16 protein-coding genes and 1 tRNA gene are annotated in these 18,001 nt (G+C 38.6%); 7 read left to right on the plus strand and 10 right to left on the minus strand.

Annotated elements, in window-relative coordinates:
* Positions 1 to 9: 9 nt before the first annotated feature.
* From EA365_06945 to rimP, 5 genes are all read right to left on the minus strand, one after another.
* Positions 10 to 810 (minus strand): glutaminyl-peptide cyclotransferase, encoded by an 801-nt coding sequence (locus EA365_06945; GenBank protein ID TVQ45792.1) that lies wholly within the window; start codon positions 808 to 810, stop codon positions 10 to 12.
* Between the two features lie 41 nt (positions 811 to 851).
* On the minus strand, positions 852 to 3,791 hold the full coding sequence (locus tag EA365_06950) for a translation initiation factor IF-2 (GenBank protein ID TVQ45793.1): 2,940 nt from the start codon (positions 3,789 to 3,791) through the stop codon (positions 852 to 854).
* Between the two features lie 136 nt (positions 3,792 to 3,927).
* On the minus strand, positions 3,928 to 4,179 hold the full coding sequence (locus tag EA365_06955; protein TVQ45794.1) for a YlxR family protein: 252 nt from the start codon (positions 4,177 to 4,179) through the stop codon (positions 3,928 to 3,930).
* On the minus strand, positions 4,176 to 5,339 hold the full coding sequence (gene nusA / locus EA365_06960; protein ID TVQ45795.1) for a transcription termination factor NusA: 1,164 nt from the start codon (positions 5,337 to 5,339) through the stop codon (positions 4,176 to 4,178). Before nusA ends, EA365_06955 begins: the two co-directional genes overlap by 4 nt.
* A 25-nt stretch (positions 5,340 to 5,364) precedes the next feature.
* On the minus strand, positions 5,365 to 5,826 hold the full coding sequence (gene rimP, locus EA365_06965) for a ribosome maturation factor RimP (GenBank protein ID TVQ45837.1): 462 nt from the start codon (positions 5,824 to 5,826) through the stop codon (positions 5,365 to 5,367).
* Between the two features lie 247 nt (positions 5,827 to 6,073).
* Here rimP and EA365_06970 point away from each other — a divergent pair, with 247 nt between their 5' ends.
* From EA365_06970 to EA365_06985, 4 genes are all read left to right on the plus strand, one after another.
* Positions 6,074 to 6,934, plus strand: a complete 861-nt coding sequence (locus tag EA365_06970; GenBank protein ID TVQ45796.1) for a 6-pyruvoyl tetrahydropterin synthase — start codon at positions 6,074 to 6,076, stop codon at positions 6,932 to 6,934.
* Positions 6,935 to 7,027: 93 nt separating this feature from the next.
* A complete protein-coding gene (locus tag EA365_06975; protein TVQ45797.1) occupies positions 7,028 to 7,501 on the plus strand; it encodes a hypothetical protein in 474 nt (157 codons plus the stop codon).
* A gap of 76 nt (positions 7,502 to 7,577) precedes the next feature.
* Entirely contained in the window at positions 7,578 to 10,214 is a 2,637-nt protein-coding gene (locus EA365_06980; GenBank protein ID TVQ45798.1) for an aminopeptidase N, read from the plus strand.
* A gap of 5 nt (positions 10,215 to 10,219) precedes the next feature.
* Positions 10,220 to 10,987 carry a tetratricopeptide repeat protein gene (locus EA365_06985; protein TVQ45838.1) on the plus strand — a complete coding sequence of 256 codons (768 nt, stop codon included), beginning with the start codon at positions 10,220 to 10,222 and terminating at the stop codon, positions 10,985 to 10,987.
* Positions 10,988 to 11,010: 23 nt separating this feature from the next.
* Here EA365_06985 and EA365_06990 read toward each other — a convergent pair whose 3' ends face one another.
* Both EA365_06990 and EA365_06995 read right to left on the minus strand, forming a co-directional pair.
* Complete coding sequence (locus EA365_06990; GenBank protein ID TVQ45799.1) at positions 11,011 to 11,190, minus strand: ssl1498 family light-harvesting-like protein; 180 nt, start codon at positions 11,188 to 11,190, stop codon at positions 11,011 to 11,013.
* 157 nt (positions 11,191 to 11,347) lie between these two features.
* Positions 11,348 to 13,618 carry a single-stranded-DNA-specific exonuclease RecJ gene (locus EA365_06995; protein TVQ45800.1) on the minus strand — a complete coding sequence of 757 codons (2,271 nt, stop codon included), beginning with the start codon at positions 13,616 to 13,618 and terminating at the stop codon, positions 11,348 to 11,350.
* Between the two features lie 49 nt (positions 13,619 to 13,667).
* Here EA365_06995 and EA365_07000 point away from each other — a divergent pair.
* Positions 13,668 to 13,748, plus strand: a tRNA-Leu gene (locus EA365_07000).
* Here EA365_07000 and EA365_07005 read toward each other — a convergent pair.
* Positions 13,730 to 13,966, minus strand: coding sequence for a hypothetical protein (locus EA365_07005; protein TVQ45801.1), 237 nt, complete (start codon positions 13,964 to 13,966; stop codon positions 13,730 to 13,732). The two genes, EA365_07000 and EA365_07005, sit on opposite strands and share 19 nt — an antisense overlap.
* Positions 13,967 to 14,054: 88 nt before the next feature.
* Here EA365_07005 and EA365_07010 point away from each other — a divergent pair, with 88 nt between their 5' ends.
* Positions 14,055 to 15,842 carry a sodium:solute symporter gene (locus EA365_07010; protein ID TVQ45802.1) on the plus strand — a complete coding sequence of 596 codons (1,788 nt, stop codon included), beginning with the start codon at positions 14,055 to 14,057 and terminating at the stop codon, positions 15,840 to 15,842.
* A gap of 1 nt (position 15,843) precedes the next feature.
* Positions 15,844 to 16,461, plus strand: a complete 618-nt coding sequence (locus EA365_07015; protein ID TVQ45803.1) for a LysE family translocator — start codon at positions 15,844 to 15,846, stop codon at positions 16,459 to 16,461.
* Here EA365_07015 and EA365_07020 read toward each other — a convergent pair.
* The gene (locus tag EA365_07020) at positions 16,458 to 16,700 is read right to left on the minus strand and encodes a hypothetical protein (GenBank protein TVQ45804.1); all 243 of its coding nucleotides are present in this window, start codon (positions 16,698 to 16,700) and stop codon (positions 16,458 to 16,460) included. The genes EA365_07015 and EA365_07020 overlap by 4 nt on opposite strands.
* Positions 16,672 to 18,000 (minus strand): FADH(2)-oxidizing methylenetetrahydrofolate--tRNA-(uracil(54)-C(5))-methyltransferase TrmFO, encoded by a 1,329-nt coding sequence (gene trmFO, locus EA365_07025; GenBank protein TVQ45805.1) that lies wholly within the window; start codon positions 17,998 to 18,000, stop codon positions 16,672 to 16,674. The genes EA365_07020 and trmFO overlap by 29 nt, the downstream gene beginning before the upstream one ends.
* Between the last annotated feature and the right edge of the window lies 1 nt (position 18,001).

The raw sequence follows: 18,001 nt of genomic DNA on the forward strand, positions 1-18,001 counted from the left end.
CAAATTTTCCTAAAAACAGATTTGTCCTTTTAAACCTGGTGTTAATTTAATCTCAAATAAAGTGGGCCAAAGTTTACCAGTGACAAAAAGGCGATCGCTTTCTGGTGCGTAAGCTATACCATTAAGTACTGCTTGAGGATTAGCTACTAGAGAAGTAGGGCGTAAACCTTGGAGATTAACCCAGGCTTTAACTTTACCTGTTTGGGGAGATATTCTAGCTAGACAATTACTTCCCCAAATATTTGCCCAAATTTCACCGTTAATATATTCGAGTTCGTTAAGTCTAGTAATAGTTAGACTACCATCGCGCACTTGTAGAGTTTTAACTACCTCAAAAGTTCCAGGATCAAGATAGTAGAGAAGATCCGAACCATCACTCATGATTAAATATTGCTCATCATTGGTTAAACCCCAACCTTCGGTATCATAGTTAAAGCGTTGTCGAATCTCGAAGCTATCGGAATCATAGACAAAACCTGTATATTCTTGCCAAGTAAGCTGAATAAGTTGGTCATCCCATAAGGCTAACCCTTCGCCGAAATAGGGAGGTGGTAGGTGATGAATTTGCAGAACTTTCCCTGTGGTTAACTCAACGCGACGTAGGGATGATTCTCCTCTTAATCCTGTACTTTCGTAGAGTTGACCTTGGTGATAGATTAAACCCTGGGTAAAAGCTTGTTCATCGTGGGGATAAGTGTTAATAATAGTGTAGCTATAGGTTTTGCTTGCTGCTGAGGTAGAAAAGAAAATAATACCCAAAGCGCAAAGTAAAATTATTGCTACTAACCAAATAATTTTATTTAAAGACATGAGAAAAAAACTCTAGCTCCAATTGGGCTAGAGAAGATAAACTAGTTCTGGGATAAGGTGCGGCGCTTCATGACCATCTGATAGACTTCGATGATATCGCCTACTTTCCAGTCGTTGAATTTATTTGAGCCTATACCGCATTCATAACCCGCGTTGACTTCTTTGGCGTCTTCTTTCATCCGTTTTAGGGAATCGAGATTACCTTGATAGATGACCTCTTGTTGACGACGTACACGCAAGAGACGGTTACGAATCACTTTACCCGAGAGGATATAACAACCTGCTACTGAACCACGACCTACAGGGAAGATGGCGCGTACTTCGGCTGTTCCGAGTTCTTCTTCTATTTCTTCGGGGTCTAGTAGTCCTTCCATCGCTCCTTGTATATCATCGAGAAGTTTATAGATAATATTGTATTCTCGGATATCTACTCCTTCTCGGTCAGCTGCGCTACGAGAACCACTAGCTAGGGTGGTGTTAAAACCGATGATAACTGCGCCGCTAGCTGCTGCTAAATCTACATCAGTTTCGGTCACTTCTCCTGCTGAGGCTAGAAGGATGCGCAATTGCACTTCATTTTGAGGTAGTTGTTGGAGAGAGCTGACGATCGCTTCTACTGAGCCTTGAACGTCTCCTTTAAGGATGAGGTTAAGTTCTTTGAGTTGTCCCTCTCTAGCTTGTTCTGAGAAGGTAGTCAGACTGACGCGACGAGAAGCGAGACTTTGTTGTAAGCGTGTTTGACGGTCTTCATCTTGTCTAGCTTCAGCCATTTGACGGGCTTCTTTTTCACTAGCGAAGACTTCAAACTCATCTCCTGCTGCGGGTACTTGATTGAGTCCGAGTATTTCTACGGCAAAAGAGGGGCTAGCTTTTTCTACTTTATCACCGCGATCGTCGATCATGGCTCTAATTCTGCCAAATACTGACCCTGCTAGGATGACATCTCCTACTTGCAGTGTGCCATTTTGGACTAATAGGGTTGCTACTGGTCCTTTGGCGCGGTCTAGATGGGCTTCGATGATTGTTCCTTTAGCGAGGCGATCGGGGTTAGCGGAGAGTTCAGCTACTTCTGCTACGAGTAGAATCATGTCAAGTAGAGTATCGAGGTTTTCTCCTTTGAGGGCGCTAACTGGAACCATAATGGTTTCTCCCCCCCATTCTTCCGGGACAAGATCTAATTCGGCTAGTTCTTGTTTGATGCGGTCTTGATTCGCTTCGATTTTATCGATTTTATTAATCGCTACGACTATGGGTACTTCTGCTGCTTTAGCGTGGCTGATTGCTTCCCTGGTTTGGGGTTGTACTCCATCGTCTGCTGCTACGACTAAGATAGCTATATCGGTTACTCTTGTGCCTCTAGCGCGCATGGCTGTAAAGGCTTCGTGACCTGGTGTATCTAAAAACACTACCTGCTGTGTTTCGCCGTTGTGCTCTACATCTACATGATAAGCGCCGATATGTTGGGTAATTCCCCCTGCCTCTCCCTGTGCTACCTTAGTTTGACGTATAGAGTCTAGTAGGGTAGTTTTACCATGATCTACGTGACCCATAATCGTTACTACAGGAGGGCGTCTGACGAGATTTTCTAGGTCATCTACGTCTAACATTTCTGTAGATTTAGCAGCGCTACTTTCGAGGGTGGGAGTGAGTACTCTTACCCCAAATTCTTCGGCTACTTGTTTGGCGGTTTCTAGTTCTAGGGTTTCGGTAATATTAACGGCGATTCCTTGGAAAAAGAGGTTTTTAATGATGTCGGTTTCTGAGATTTTGAGCAGGTCTGCTAAACTTCTAACGGTTAGGCTACCTGAAATGCTTATTTCTTCTGGTTTTTCAGGCTCTGTTGCTTTGATTTCTTTGGTTTCGCCACGTTTTTCAGTTTTTTCTCCTGCTTTTTTGACTTTAGGACCAGGATTTGGTTTAGCGACAGCTGCTGGTGTGTCTGACTTGGGTTTGGGGGGACGGGCGATCGCCAGATTCATAACCCCTGATGACAAGTCTGTTTCCTCAAGAAGAGTATCTAGATCCTCATCTTCTTCGATGACGTTAGAACGTCGTTTATTTTTAGTTGGCGCTTTACCTGATTTTGCTTTACTTTCATCATCATCTTCTTCCCAGACTTTGGCTTTTTCAGGTTTAGTTATTTTATTGCGCTTGGGTTTTTCTAGTAAGATTATCTCATCTGTTTCTCCGATTTGTTTTTCATCATCTACTGAATCTGTGTCTAGATCTTCTAAATCAGGATCTATTCCTTCAACCGGTTTAATTTTCGTTGGTTTATTTAACTGAGGTCTAGCCAACCTTATAGGTGGAGTTGAACTTTCTTCTCTAGTTTTTTCTGAAGGAAGTTCTGGTTTAGTTCTCGGTCTAACCTTAATTTTAGCCTTAGGTTCTGGTTTATCTACTTCTGATTCTACTGTTTCTCTAGGTTTTTCTACAGTTGGTTTTTGTTTTGGGGATACTTCTTTCTTTTCTTCTGATGTTTGGCTAGGTTTTTTAGTTATCGGTTTAACTTGTGGTTTGGGTTTTTCTGGTCTGACAGGTGGTTGAAGTAGATGAGAAGATGTTTCTGCTGTTGTTGATTCTGACTGTTCATCTTTAGGATTTGGGGAGACAGAAGACATTGACTCTGCTGAGGTTGATTCATGTTTGGGTAAGCGCGGTGGTGGTGTCAAGCTTAAATCTCTTGTTGTTGTATCTGATGTTGCTTGCTCTGAATACTGTTTATGGTGGATTGCTAAAATTTGCTGTTTTTTACTGTTTGCCTGTTCTGGATTTTGTTCTTCTACCATAACTGAGGAAGATAGCTGTTGGCTGCGAATTTGTTCTGCTTTAGCTATAATTTCTTTAGCTTGGGCTTCTGTTATTGTACTACTGTGACTTTTAACTGTGATGTTAAGCTGAGCACAAATTTCTAAAACTTCTTTGTTATCTATATTCAATTCTTTTGATAAATCGTAAATTCTGACTTTGTCGTGGTTCATCCAATATCCCCCTAGTTACATAATTTGCTTATACCTTGCCTGATGGCTGGATTTTATTTGTGTTCATGTTTATGTTTATCAAGTTAAATTGCTTGTGGTTTACTCCTTAAATTGTTCTTATTTTATGGTAACTAAATTAATTTGTTTCTAGTCTTTGCCATAGTTGTTGATAAATCTCAGCTGGTACTGATGTTTTCAGTGCTTTAGCGAGACGATTTTTTTGTTGTGCTGCCCGCAGGCAGGTTTCCTGGGGGCAGAGATAAGCTGAACGTCCCATCCCTTGATCTAATTTTACCTCTTGAGAGGGATAGACTTTGATGATTCTCCAGAATGATTCTTTCGGAGCGATTTGACGACAACTTAAACAGCGTCTGTAATTGGGCTTCATTCTTCTGGTGACGATTGAGCTAATTCTGATTGATATTGTTTGGTTTCTTTGATATCGATTTTCCACCCTGTTAAACGAGCTGCTAAACGCACATTTTGTCCTTCTTTCCCTATAGCTAGACTCAGTTGATTTTCTGGTACTAGTACTAGTGCTTGACGTTCATCGGGATTAATCAAGCTCACTGTATCTACTTTAGCAGGACTTAGGGCGTTAGCGATGTAGATAGTAGGATCTGGTGACCAACGAATAACGTCTATTTTTTCTCCTTTTAGTTCGTTTACTACTGCTTGAATACGTGAGCCTTTTGAGCCTATACAAGCTCCTACGGGATCTACGTCTCTTTCTAGTGTATCTACAGCTATTTTGGTGCGCGGTCCTACGTGGCGCGAAGGTGGGTTAGCTTCTCTGGCTACTGCTACTATGCGTACAACTTCTTCTTCTATCTCTGGTACTTCATTAGCAAATAAATACACTACTAAACTAGCGTCAGATCTAGAGACGATTAGTTGTGGTCCACGGTGAGAGCCTTCTCTAACTTTTTTGAGATATACCTTGAATAAGGAGTTAGCTCTATAGTTGTCGTTAGGGAGTTGTTCTCTTTTGGGTAGTTCTGCTTCTACTTCGGGTTGACCAAAACCACTAGCTACAGACATAATTACTGATTGTCTTTCAAAGCGTAAGACTTTGGCTTGTAAAACGGTGTTTTCGATCTCTTGATATTCTTCTTGGATCAGTTTTCTTTGTTGATCTCGTAGTTTTTGTAAGAGTACTTGTTTGGTTTGAATCGCTGCCATGCGTCCAAATTCTGCTTGTGGTGGGGTAACGTCTAAAACTACTTCGTCTCCTAGTTGGGCTTCTTTTTCTACTTCTTGTACTTCCTGTAGGGAGATATGATGATCGTTGTCAATTACTTCGGTGACTATTTTTTTGGTGGAGAGTATTCTAAAGCCTTCTTCTTCTGTGTCTAATTCTACTTCAAAGTTATCAAAATATTCGTCGTTGAATTGAGATCCTTCGAGATTTTGGGCGCGACGATACCTTTCATAACCTTTGAGTAGGGCTTCTCTAAGAGCGTCCTGTACTGAAGATTTGGGTAAATTGTGGGTTTGACTGATTTGTTCAATCATTGCCTGTAAACCAGGTAAAGTGACCAATGACATATATGTTATACTCCTTATGAACTATTTAAGCTTGATCATCTAGTTGGACTTTGACGATGTTTTCTCGGGGTAGCGCAATTGATTTACCTTTTTGATTGAGATAGATTTGGGTTTCGTCTCTTCCTTGTAGTTTACCACGCCATTGTTTTGGCTCGCTCCAGGGGGTGTGGGCTTTAATAATGACGTCAAAGCCTTTAAAGGCGATAAATTCCCTATCTGTGGTTAAAATTCTCGAAGTTCCTGGACTAGAAACTTCTAATACGTATGAACCCTCGATAAGATTACTTTCATCTAGTAGTTGCTCTAAGGCTCTACTCATTTTTTCACAATCATCTAATCCTGTCTTGTCGGTTAGATTACGTATATCTACACGTAGAACTGGTGGACGTCGATTGGTTTGAAAAACAACTTCTACTACTTCTAAACCTAATTGTGAGGCAATTGGGGTGGCTAAAGCCATAATGTCAGGTACTATAGGATGAGTCATCGCCATCAATGCAATAAAAAAAGCGGGTTAGCCCCACTTGTTTGTTAAAATTACGCCTCGTCTGCATTAGACAAGGTTTTTCTTTAGAGTTGAAAAACTTAAAGACATTTAATTTAATCAAGTCAATTCAACCTTAGCACAAAAGTTAATTTTTAGCAGCTTTTGTTGTTTTCTGGTGAAATTGTCTGTTGTGAGTTAGAATATCTTAATATAAGTTAATATATTCTTGGGCAATCAATCTAAAATTATGGACTGTATTATTCATCGTCGTGCTCAGTTTTCAGCCAGTCATCGCTATTGGTTGCCAGAACTAGATGAACAGGAAAATCTGAGACTTTTTGGGGCGGGTAGTAATTTTCCAGGACATGGACATAATTACGTTCTCTATGTTTCCCTAGGAGGCAATTTAGACCAATATGGTATGGTTCAAAATCTATCCGTGGTCAAAAAGGTCATTAAACAGGAAATAACTGAGCAACTAGATTATAGTTATCTTAATCAAGTTTGGTCTGAGTTTAGCGAAACTCTACCAACAACGGAAAATATCGCTAGAGTGATTTGGCAAAGGTTAGCCCCCCATCTCCCTTTAGTTAATATTCAATTGTTTGAACATCCAGAACTTTGGGCTGATTATCAAGGAAAAGGCATGGAAGCATCTTTAACAGTAAAAACTCATTTTAGTGCGGCGCATCGTTTGGCTCTTAATGAGCTAAGTTATGAGGAGAATTCCGAAATCTATGGTAAATGTGCTCGTCCTCATGGACATGGACATAATTATCATCTAGAGGTGTCTGTAACAGGAGAAATTGACTCGCGTACTGGTATGTTGGTAGATTTGGGTAAGTTACAGGCAGTGATTAATGATTATATCGTTGAGCCTTTTGACCATACTTTCCTGAATAAAGATATCCCTTATTTTGCTAAGGTAGTACCTACAGCAGAAAATATAGCTGTCTATATTGCCCAAACTTTACAAGGTCCGATCGCTGCAGTCGGGGCTGAGTTGGCTAAGGTCAAATTAATCGAAAGTCCTAATAACTCTTGTGAAATTTATTGTAAAAAATCTAGCTCTATAACCTTACCTAGTCAAGAATTGGTCAAGATTTGAAAATTTTGCCAAGAATTTTAATTAAAGCTACAAAATTTGTCTGATAATATGAGCAAAAGTTAGTTATTCTTTTTTGCAAAGGATCAGTCAATTATGGAATCAAAATCTCCCGATCAAGAGTCTAAGTTACAAGAGATAGAAGCGACTATTGGTAGCTCAACTCCAGTACAAAAAGTAGGCGGTCAACTAAGTCAGGGAAAATCAGGGGGTCTCAATTTTGAGAGTATCAAGTCACAACCATGGCAAGAGTTAGTAGATACAATTTTGGATTTTTTAGCTAAAATTCCTAACTACATCGGTAGTTTTTTCTCTGACTATAGACAACCTCTGGTTACTTTGTTGTTGATAGCTTCAGGGTTTGTGACAATTTACATCACTCTGGCTGTCTTAGATGCTATTGATGATATCCCTCTTCTTTCTCCTGTGTTAAAATTGGTAGGACTAGGTTATACCGCTTGGTTTGTCTATCGTTATCTCTGGAAAGCGGAAAATCGTCAAGAATTATGGCAAGAATTTGACGCTTTTAAAGCACAAATTGTGGGTAAGAATTCCCCAGAAGATGTCTAAATAGTAGTCTTCTTTTTCTCAGCTAAACTCCGTGCTTAAGTCACGGGGTTTTTTAATAAAATATACTCCAAATACCATGACTCAAATCTTACAACCTCAACCTATTTTTCTGAAAGATTATCAATCACCTGATTATCTCATCCCTAGGGTAAATCTTGAATTTAATCTTGATTCTGAGCAAACTATTGTGCGCTCAAATCTAAGCCTTAAGCGCAATCAAAACACCCCTGAGAATGCACCACTTGTTTTAAACGGTGGAGATAAATTATTACTGGTAGAAGTAAAACTTAATGGCCTAAAATTAGAACCCAATAATTATAAAATCACAGAAAGTAATCTCATTATTCCCGATGTTCCCCAAGCTTTTACTCTGGAAATAACCACCAAAATTAATCCCGCTGCTAATCAATCAGGATCTGGACTTTATCAATCTAATGGTAATTTTTGTACGCAAATGGAACCTGAAGGTTTTCGCAGAGTAACATTTTTTCTAGATCGTCCTGATGTTATGAGTATTTATACAACGAAAATTATTGGTGATAAAAATACTCTACCTATTCTCCTTTCTAATGGTAATTTGAGCGCCGAAGGTGATTTAGAAGGAGGACTTCACTACGCCACTTGGCAAGATCCCTTCCCTAAACCTTGTTATTTATTTGCTTTGGTAGCGGGTAACTTAGGGGTGGTTAGAGATTCTTTTGTGACTAAAAGTGGACGAGAAATAGCGATCGCCATTTATGTAGATCCAGGCAATGAAACACGTTGTCAACACGCTATTAACTCCCTGAAAAAAGCGATGAAATGGGATGAAGATGTCTTTAACCTAGAATACGATTTAGATCAATTTATGATCGTTGCTGTTAATGATTTTAATGCAGGGGCGATGGAAAATAAGGGCTTAAACATCTTCAACGCTTCTTTAGTACTTGCTGATCCTCAAACTGCTACTGATGACAATTTTCTCAGAATTGAAAGCGTAGTAGCTCATGAATTTTTCCACAATTGGACAGGAAATCGGGTAACTTGTCGTGATTGGTTTCAACTCACCCTCAAAGAAGGGTTGACAGTTTTTCGAGATCAATTGTTTTCTGCTGATCTCAATTCTCCTGCGGTTCAACGTATCCACGAAGCTAAGTTTATCAAAATCGTTCAATTTGCCGAAGATTCTGGACCCAATTCTCATCCTATTAGACCACAATCTTATATCGAAATCAATAATTTCTACACTTCTACAGTCTATGATAAGGGTTCAGAAGTGATTAGAATGATACAAACCTTAATTGGACCAAAGTTATTCGCCGCAGGTATTGCTAAGTATTTTGAGTTATACGACGGACAAGCAGTCACTACTGAAGATTTTCTCAATGCTATGCACTTAGCTTCTGGTCTAGATTTTACTCAGTTTCAACGTTGGTATGATCAAGCGGGTACTCCTATTTGTGCAGTAGAACTTGTTTTTGATCAAGAACAAGCTACCTGTGAACTAATTGTAGAGCAATCCTGTCCCCCAACTCCAGGTCAAGAGGAAAAATTACCTTTTTATTTCCCTTTGTCTATCGGTTTGCTAGCCCCTGATGGTAGTGAGATACCTTTAGTTTTGTCTAATCAATCTCTGGGAACAACGACAAATTTAGTCATTAAAGAACAAAAACAGCGTTTTCTCTGGACAGAAGTTAAAGAAAAGCCTGTTCCCTCTCTTTTACGCAATTTTTCTGCTCCTGTTAAGCTCCAGTATGATTATACTCTCGAAGAGTTGCTCCACCTTCTTAGCTATGATACAGATTTAGTAACTCGTTATGAAGCAGCCCAAAGACTAACTCATCAGGCTATTTCTTCCCTAGAAAACGATTCTGAGGTTGCTGTTGATGTTGAAAAGATTGTTACTGCTTTTGCAGGTTTAATCGGTGATTCTAGTCTAGATGCTGCTTTTCGTGCTGAAGTACTCACTATGCCACCTTTAAGCGCTATTGTTGAATCTATGAACCCTATTGACTACGAAAGGGCTGATCGAGGACGTGAAGCTTTGATAACAATTTTAGCTAAAGGAACATACGAAACTCTGGTTAAAACTTTTGGAGAACTTTTGCCTAGTTTAGAGGGTGCATACTCTATCCAACCAGAAGTTATGGGTAAACGGGCTTTGAAAAATACTATTTTAGGTTATCTTACTCGTATTGATCAGGACTTTTTTGACTTGACTTTTTCTCAATTAGTAAAAGCAACTAATATGACTGATGAGTACGCAGCTTTAAGGATTTTAGTTAATTATGAGTCAGAAAAGACACAAGAAGGTCTTCGGTTGTGGCAAGAAAAATGGCATGATGAACCGTTGGTTATGAATAAGTGGTTTCAGGCTCAAGCTTCTTCTCGCTTAGCGTCTGTATCAATGGTTACAGTATTGGCAAATAATCCCTATTTTGATAAGTACAATCCTAACAAACTGAGAGTTCTCTACAGAAGTTTTGCTAGTAATCCTCTGGCTTTTCATAAGGTTAATGGAGAAGGTTATCAGTTAATTGCCAATAAGATGATTGAGATAGATAGCTATAACAGCAATATCGCTGCGAATTTGGCTACTTGTTTTTATCAATATCAAAAGCTAGATTCAGTAAGAAAAGAGTTGATGAGGAATAACTTGACTAGAATTGTTAATTCTGAGGGTATTTCACCTGGTGTTTATGAAATTATTTCTAAAACTTTAGGGGATAAATAATGAGACTGAAACAACAATTAATAGTGCTCTTAACTAGTTTAGTATTAACTAATGTCTTGATGGTTAGGAAAATAGAGGCTAACTCGGGAGAGCAGGAGGCTTTAAAACGTTATAATCAGGGAGTAGAGCAGCTAGAATTAGCTAATTATCGAGAAGCGATCGCTAATTTTAACGCAGCGATAAAACTAAATCCTGACCAAGCCCAAGCTTATTATAATCGAGGTTATGCTCAACATCGTTTAGGTGATTATCAAGGGGCGATCGCTGATTATAGAGAAGCGATTAAATTAAATCCAGAGTTAGTGGAAGCTTATGCTAATCGTTGTTATGGGTTGTACGTCTTGGAGGAGTACGAAGAGGCGATCGCGATGTGTACAAAAGCCATTAATTTAGATAGCAATAATGCTAATTATTATCTCAATCGAGGTAATGCTTATGATGATTTAGGAGAGTATCAATTAGCTTTAGAAGACTATCAACAAGGACTAAAAATTGAGCCAACCAATGAAATACTATTTTATAATCAAGGCTTGGTTTATAATCGCTTAGAGGAGACAACAGAGGCGATAGACAGTTATACCAATAGTATAGATTTAGCCCCAGAATTTCCTCAAGCTTACTATAATCGAGGTATTAGCTATCTCAAGATAGGGGAATCAGAGTTAGGTATCACCGACTTACGTAAAGCCCAAGAATTATTTGCCGAACAAGGAAAGCAAGAGAATTACAAGAGGGTCAAAGATTTATTAACAATTTTAGCCCGAGATCAGTAATCTCTTGCCTTGAATATATCTAGTTAATTGATATTGGAGACGGCAAAAGCCACGAAAATAATACCAATGACGAAAACTAGGGCTAAACCTCCCAAGATAATATAATTGCGTTTTTCAGTTTGAGTTGGTGGTTCACTCTGATATACTTTAGGTTCTTTAGCAAAATTATTCAGTCTGCCACCATCTTCTGTAGTATAAGGCATTCTAACCTATCCTTGTTACTAAATTGTTATTAAGTTAAGTATAATATCATATCTAGGGATCAATACGATTCTCCCGACTCTTTAAATGGGTTTCACGACTTGAAAATGTCAAACAGTCCAGATGCGTACTGCTATAATAAGTAAAACGGCTACTGATTTAAATTAAAGAAATTGTGAAATTTTGGATAATATTTAAAGGAACTTGGTTAAAATATTGTTGTTGAAATAATTCTTCGGTAAGTGTTTCTAGAAAAGAATCAAGATATTTTTGGGGAATTAGGGTAGATTGTTGATGGCTGGTAATCTGCAATCCTTCCTCAGAATAAGTAATAATATATCCTAAATGAGATAGGGTTTCTAAACCTAGTTTTAAGGTGCGATCGCTTATTTGTAGTTTAGTTTGTATTTGTTGATAAGTAACGCTTTTTCCTGTACGATGTAAATATTTAGCGATACCAATTAGTTGATACCAAATATCTATAGCTTGGGTTTGAGTCGGTTGATGGTATGCTAGAGCCAGTTGTTGTCCTTTTTCTTTTGCTTCTTGATAGGATTGGGTAATATCAGACCAATAACTAGGACATTGATTAAGGGTTAGGATGTCAGATTGTTGTGGTTGCTGGGGTTGATTACGCCAATCTAATAAACCTAGATCATTGTTTAATTGATAATAGTTGTTTTCTCCTGTGGGTTGCCAATCGATTAGTCTCACTTCATATTGACTAATATTATAACTATAGTCTAATTCTACCACCAAATCACAGTAAGTATCTGTAGGTAATTCGTGGCTAGAATGTCCCCACCAAACTCCTGGAAATTTATTCTGAGTTGATTTATCTTGAATAAAGAAAGTTGTTTTCTGATAGCGAATATTTTGGCTACCACAATCTTTAATATTACTGGTTTTAATTTCGGTAAATATACATTTTTTTAGTAGTAATTTAGGTGGGTGATTACCTATACCAAAAGGCTCTAATAATTTTAACTCTTTAAACAGATTTCTTCCTAACTCTTTGACGGTAATTACTAAATCTATGGCTAAAGTAGGATCTTTAAAGTTATCTATTTTCCTTCTAGCTACTTGATTGATTGCTGCAGTAAATAGGTCAATATTAGCTACTGGTAAGGTTAAACTGACAGCAGAGGTATCTCCACTAAAACCAGTTAACAACTTGATTTGAGATTTAATTAACTCGTCTAAATCTAGGTTATTAAGGGTACTTCCTAAACCTCTAGCTATTTCTTGCTCTATACTTAATAAGATAGTAGGGCGATTATATTCTCTAGCAATAGTATTAACTATTAAAGCCAAGACTCCTACTTCCCAACGACTATCAGCTAAGACTATTACACTAGTTGTAGATAAGTCGATAAAGACTAGTTTAGCTTTAATTTGTGAGAGGGTATTTTTCTCTAATTCTTTACGTCTAGCGTTAGCTAATTCAACCTCATGGGCTAATTTTTGACATTTTTTGCTGTCTTTTTCTGTTAATAATTGCACTAATAAATTACTATCATGGTAAATACGACTGACAGCGTTAATACGTGCACCAATACCATAACTAATATCCGTAGGGCGATCGCCACTTTGTTGGCATTTTTGTAATAAATAATATAATCCTAGACGTGTAGCGGTTTTTGGGTTATTTTGTTTTGGTAACTGTTGTAAACCTTTTTGGGCTAAATAGCGACAATCTCCCTTTAATTCTACCTGATCACAGATTAAGCCAATACCTACTAAGTCCAATAAGCTTTCAGGTGGTGAAGTTTGTTGACAAGTTAAATAAAACCCTTCGAGGAGTTTATAAGCTATTGCTACTGCTGAAAGGTGATAGAGAGGGTGAGTCTCAATAAAATAACGAGGGTTAAGTATAGAGACTACCTCGGGACGATCTTCGGGTGGGGTATGATGATCTATAATAATTAAATCTATACCTAATTCTTGAGCGTAGTTAATCTCAGTTAGATTAGTACTCCCAATCCCACAGGTAATGATTACTTTGACTTCCTGTTTCGCTAGTTTAGTTATTCCTGATTTATTCAATCCGTGGAATGCTTCTAAGCGACTCGGGAGATAATAATCTAGATAATCACCCCAAAATTTCCCTAATCCTGAGTAGAGTAAAATAGTCGCCATGACTCCATCAGGGTTAAAATCTCCCCAAATGGTGACTTTTTCTGAACAGGCGATCGCTTGTTGCAATCTATTAATAGCTAATTTTATCTCTTGTCCAAAAGCATTAGGGGGAGTGGGTTGATATTTGTCTGGTGAGAGAAAACTAACCGCGGTTTCAGGGGTTATTCCTCGTTGTTGTAACAATTTAGCCGCAAATATTCCCTCAGATTCGGGTAAATATGTTTTGACTAACTCTCTTAACTCTCTAGAAGTTGTAGAAGGTTGTGACAATTCCCAGACAAATTTACTCATAAAAATTAGTTGTTTTTTTCGGTTAGTTGTGCTAAGCTAGGCAAGGTCAGCGGATGTGGTGGAACGGTAGACACGCACGCTTGAGGGGCGTGTGACTTACGTCGTGCGAGTTCAAATCTCGCCATCCGCATTGGGGGAAGCATTTTTCTGATAAGCTTTAGCAGAAGCCCGAATCCAGGTGTAAGCAGCAAAAGCGAAGGGTACAATCGTAAAACCTGCGCCAGTAAGAATAGGATGATTGCGTCCCACGGGAGACATAACCAAGAAAGTAATAATTATAGCACAATAAATTAAACCTAAAAAGGGTAAACCAATTACCAGTAAAGCGAATTTAGTATCTTTGTCCATGATTTATGTAATTAACAGGGTATTTAACTAAGATATCTACTCTTAGGATACAATCCTAAAAACCTTAAGGATATCTTTAGTTCGAGTGATGACAACAATCGATTATGGAATTATAGTTTTATATTTAATTTTAATAATTATTCTCGGGATAGTTTTAGAAAAGAAAGCCGCCAGAAGTATAGATAGTTACTTTTTAGGCGATCGCCAGATGCCTTGGTGGTTATTGGGAGTCTCGGGGATGGTATCTAATACCGACTTAGCGGGCACAATGGTTATAGCAGCTTTAATCTATAGTCTAGGTACAAAAGGACTGTTTATCGAGATTAGAGGGGGTTTAGTGTTAATTATGCCCTTTTTAATGACTTTTATGGGGAAATGGAATCGCCGGGCCCTAGTTATGACTCTAGCAGAATGGATGGAGTTTCGCTTCGGTAAGGGAAAAGAAGGGAAAATAGCTAGAATCATGAGTGCGATCGCTATTTTAATCTTTTCTATTGCAGCTTTGAGTTATTTTTCTCTAGCGGGGGGTAAGTTTTTAGGTGGTTTTCTGGGTATATCTGATCGCTATGCAGCTATTATTCTAATTATTCTGGCTTTAGTCTATACGGTGATTAGTGGTTTCTATGGGGTAATTTGGAGTGATTTATTTCAAGCTATTTTAGTCTTTATGGCTATTATGTATATTTGTACTTTAGCTTGGCAAACAGTAACTATTCCCGAGACTATCGTCGTGGCTTTACCTGGAAGTGAAGAGTTACAGAGTTGGAGTTTAGAAGAATGGACGAGGATTATACCCCCATTGACTACCGACTTGCAGGGAGATTATGCAGCTTTTAATCTGTTTGGGGGAGTAATTAGCTTTTATCTCATTAAAACTATCCTAGAAGGAGTAAGTGGTCAAGGGGGATACATGATCCAACGTTATTTCGCAGCGAAAAGCGATCGCGACGTTGGTTTATTATCTCTGTTTTGGATTATTTTACTCTCCTTTCGTTGGCCCTTGGTAACTGCATTTGCTTTGTTGGGGATTCACTATAGTAACCAAGTGGAGATGATTAGAGATCCTGAGTTAATTTTACCCCTAGTCATTAATACTTATGTACCCACAGGAATCAAAGGTTTAATCATTGCTTGTTTTATGGCTGCGGCTATGTCAACCTTTGACTCTTTGATTAATTCTAGCGCAGCTTATTGGGTAAAAGATATCTATCAAGCTTATCTTAATCCTGAAGCTAACGAGAGACAACTACTAATCCAAAGTCGTTTAGCTTCCATTGTGATAGTTGTTTTAGGTTTAATCTTGAGTTTTAATCTGAGTAATATTAACGATATTTGGGGTTGGCTAACCGTAGGGTTGGGAGTTGGTTTAGCTATTCCCTTATTAATGAGGTGGTATTGGTGGCGTTTTAATGGCTATGGGCTAGCTATAGGTACTGCTACAGGGGCGATCGCCGCTATTTTGACGAAAATGTTAGTTATCCCCAATTTAACCTCTCTACAATGGCAAGAGTACCTGTTGTTTTTAATCCCGAGTCTTAGTTCTGTTACAGGCTGTATTTTAGGAACATTATTAACGCCACCACCTGATTTAGCAGTAGTAGAAAATTTCTACTTACAAACTCGTCCTTTTGGTTTTTGGGGTAAAATTAGGGCTAAACTCTCTCCCGTAGCTGTAGCCAAGATTAAGCGGGAAAATAGACGAGATATCCTGGCTACTGTCATCGCTATTCCTTGGCAATTGGTTTTATTTATGATGCCTGTAATGTTAATGACTAGGAGTTGGGATAATCTCGGTTTATTGAGTTTAATCTTTTTACTGTTGTCTATTGCTCTTTATTTTACTTGGTTTAGATATTTAGATTCAACTGGTACATAATATGACCTTAAACAGCATTATTGCCTTATTTTTAGCTATGGTTATTCTAGCTTCTTTACCTAGTATAAGTGTTTTAATGGTATGTACCAGGACAGCTAGTGGCGGATTTATTCATGGTTTCTGTACAACCCTAGGCATAGTTTTAGGTGATATTATTTTTATTTTATTAGCTATTTGGGGATTGTCTTTTTTAGCAGAAACTATGGGAGGTTTGTTTATATTTATTAAATACCTAGGTAGCGCTTATCTTATCTTTTTAGGGATAGGATTATTAAGATCTTGCCCTGTTGATGAACAACCAGACAATTTAGCTTTGTTAAGGGTAGATAATTCCCTTGTATCTAGTTTTTTGACGGGATTATTCATTACTTTAGCTGATCAAAAAGCGACTTTATTTTATTTAGGGTTTCTTCCTGCTTTTGTAAATATCACTCAAATATCTTATCAAGAAACTCTAGTAATTATTGCTGTTGCTATCATAGCTGTTGGTGGTGTAAAACTTATCTATGCTTTAATGGCTGATAAGGTTAGTATCTATATTAGCGCCAAAACCACCCAAGGAATTAAGATCATCGCTGGTTGTCTAATGATTATCATTGGGGTAATCTTGTTATTTTAGACGTCGTTTAAGCGTTGTTGAATTTTAGAGATCGCCCAATTTAAGATAGCCCCCAAAATCAGAATAGCGATCGCCGGGTTAAAGACAGGTAACCAGAGTTTGTACCAGATATCCCAACCCAGAGATAATCCCATGCTTTTACCGATTAAAGCGATAGCGAACCATAAAAAGCCGATAATCACCACAAAGACATCAATAACCAGTATTTTATTAAGCCAATTTACTAACTTTTCTTTCATGTTGGAGTTCATCTATTGCTAATAAAGAGCGATCGCGGTATTGGGCGTAACGCTGTTGTTTATTACGGATTTTTTGTTCTAGGGGGGGGAAGATACCGAAATTAGGGGGCATTGGTTGAAAATGTTTAGGAGATGCTGAACTAATAAAAGCAAATAGCGCACCCATCATAGTTGTATCAGGGAGGGTAATTGGTGTCAAGCCAAAAGCGAGACGAGCTGCATTTGTTCCCGCTAACCATCCTCCCGCGGCTGCTGCGGTATAACCTTCTGTACCGATTAATTGACCTGCTGCCAATAAAGTTGGTCTTTGTTTAAATTGTAGGGTAGGTAGGAGTAACTCTGGTGAGTTAATAAAGGTATTTCTGTGCATTACTCCCATACGGACAAATTCGGCGTTTTCTAAACCAGGAATCAGACGAAAAATCCGTTTTTGTTCTCCCCAACGTAGGTTAGTTTGAAATCCTACCAGATTCCACAGTTGACCTGCTTTATCTTCTTGACGTAATTGTACCACCGCGTGGAGAGGTTCGCTAGATTGATAATGATTGCGCAAGCCTACGGGTTTAAGAGGTCCAAAACGCATGGTATCTTCACCCCTACGGGCTAATTCTTCGATAGGTAAACAACCTTCAAAGAATTTAGCGGTTTCTAGCTCAAAATCCTTTAATTGGGCTTGTTCTCCTTTGACCAATTCTTGCCAAAAGTGTAGATATTCCTGTTGATTCAAAGGACAATTGAGATAAGCTGCTTCTCCCTTGTCGTAGCGAGAGGCTAAAAAGGCGATATCTCGATTAATCGACTCTCCCACCACTATAGGGCTAGCCGCGTCAAAAAAGCTCAGATATTCTAACCCTGTGAATTGTTGTAAACTAGTAGCTAGACTAGGACTAGTTAAAGGACCTGTCGCTAAAACTACTATACCCTCACTAGGTATCTCTGTGACTTCTTGACGAGTTAATTCAATCAAGGGGTGATTAGAGAGTCTTTGAGTGAGGGTTTGACTGAATACACCCCTATCTACCGCTAAAGCGCCTCCTGCGGGTACTGAGTGCTGATCTGCGGTACTAATTATAATGGAGTTAAGACGGCGCAATTCTTCATGAAGTAACCCTGCTGCGCGATCGCTTCCTTGTGCGCCAAAGGAATTACTACAGACTAATTCGGCTAACTCCGTAGTATGATGTGCAGGACTATTACCTTGGGGGCGCATTTCGATTAAGGTTACTGGTATCCCTGCTTGGGCGATTTGCCAAGCTGCTTCTGTTCCTGCTAAGCCTCCTCCTACAACAGTAATTCTCATC

The organism is Gloeocapsa sp. DLM2.Bin57 (genome assembly GCA_007693955.1).
Lineage (GTDB): Bacteria > Cyanobacteriota > Cyanobacteriia > Cyanobacteriales > Gloeocapsaceae > Gloeocapsa.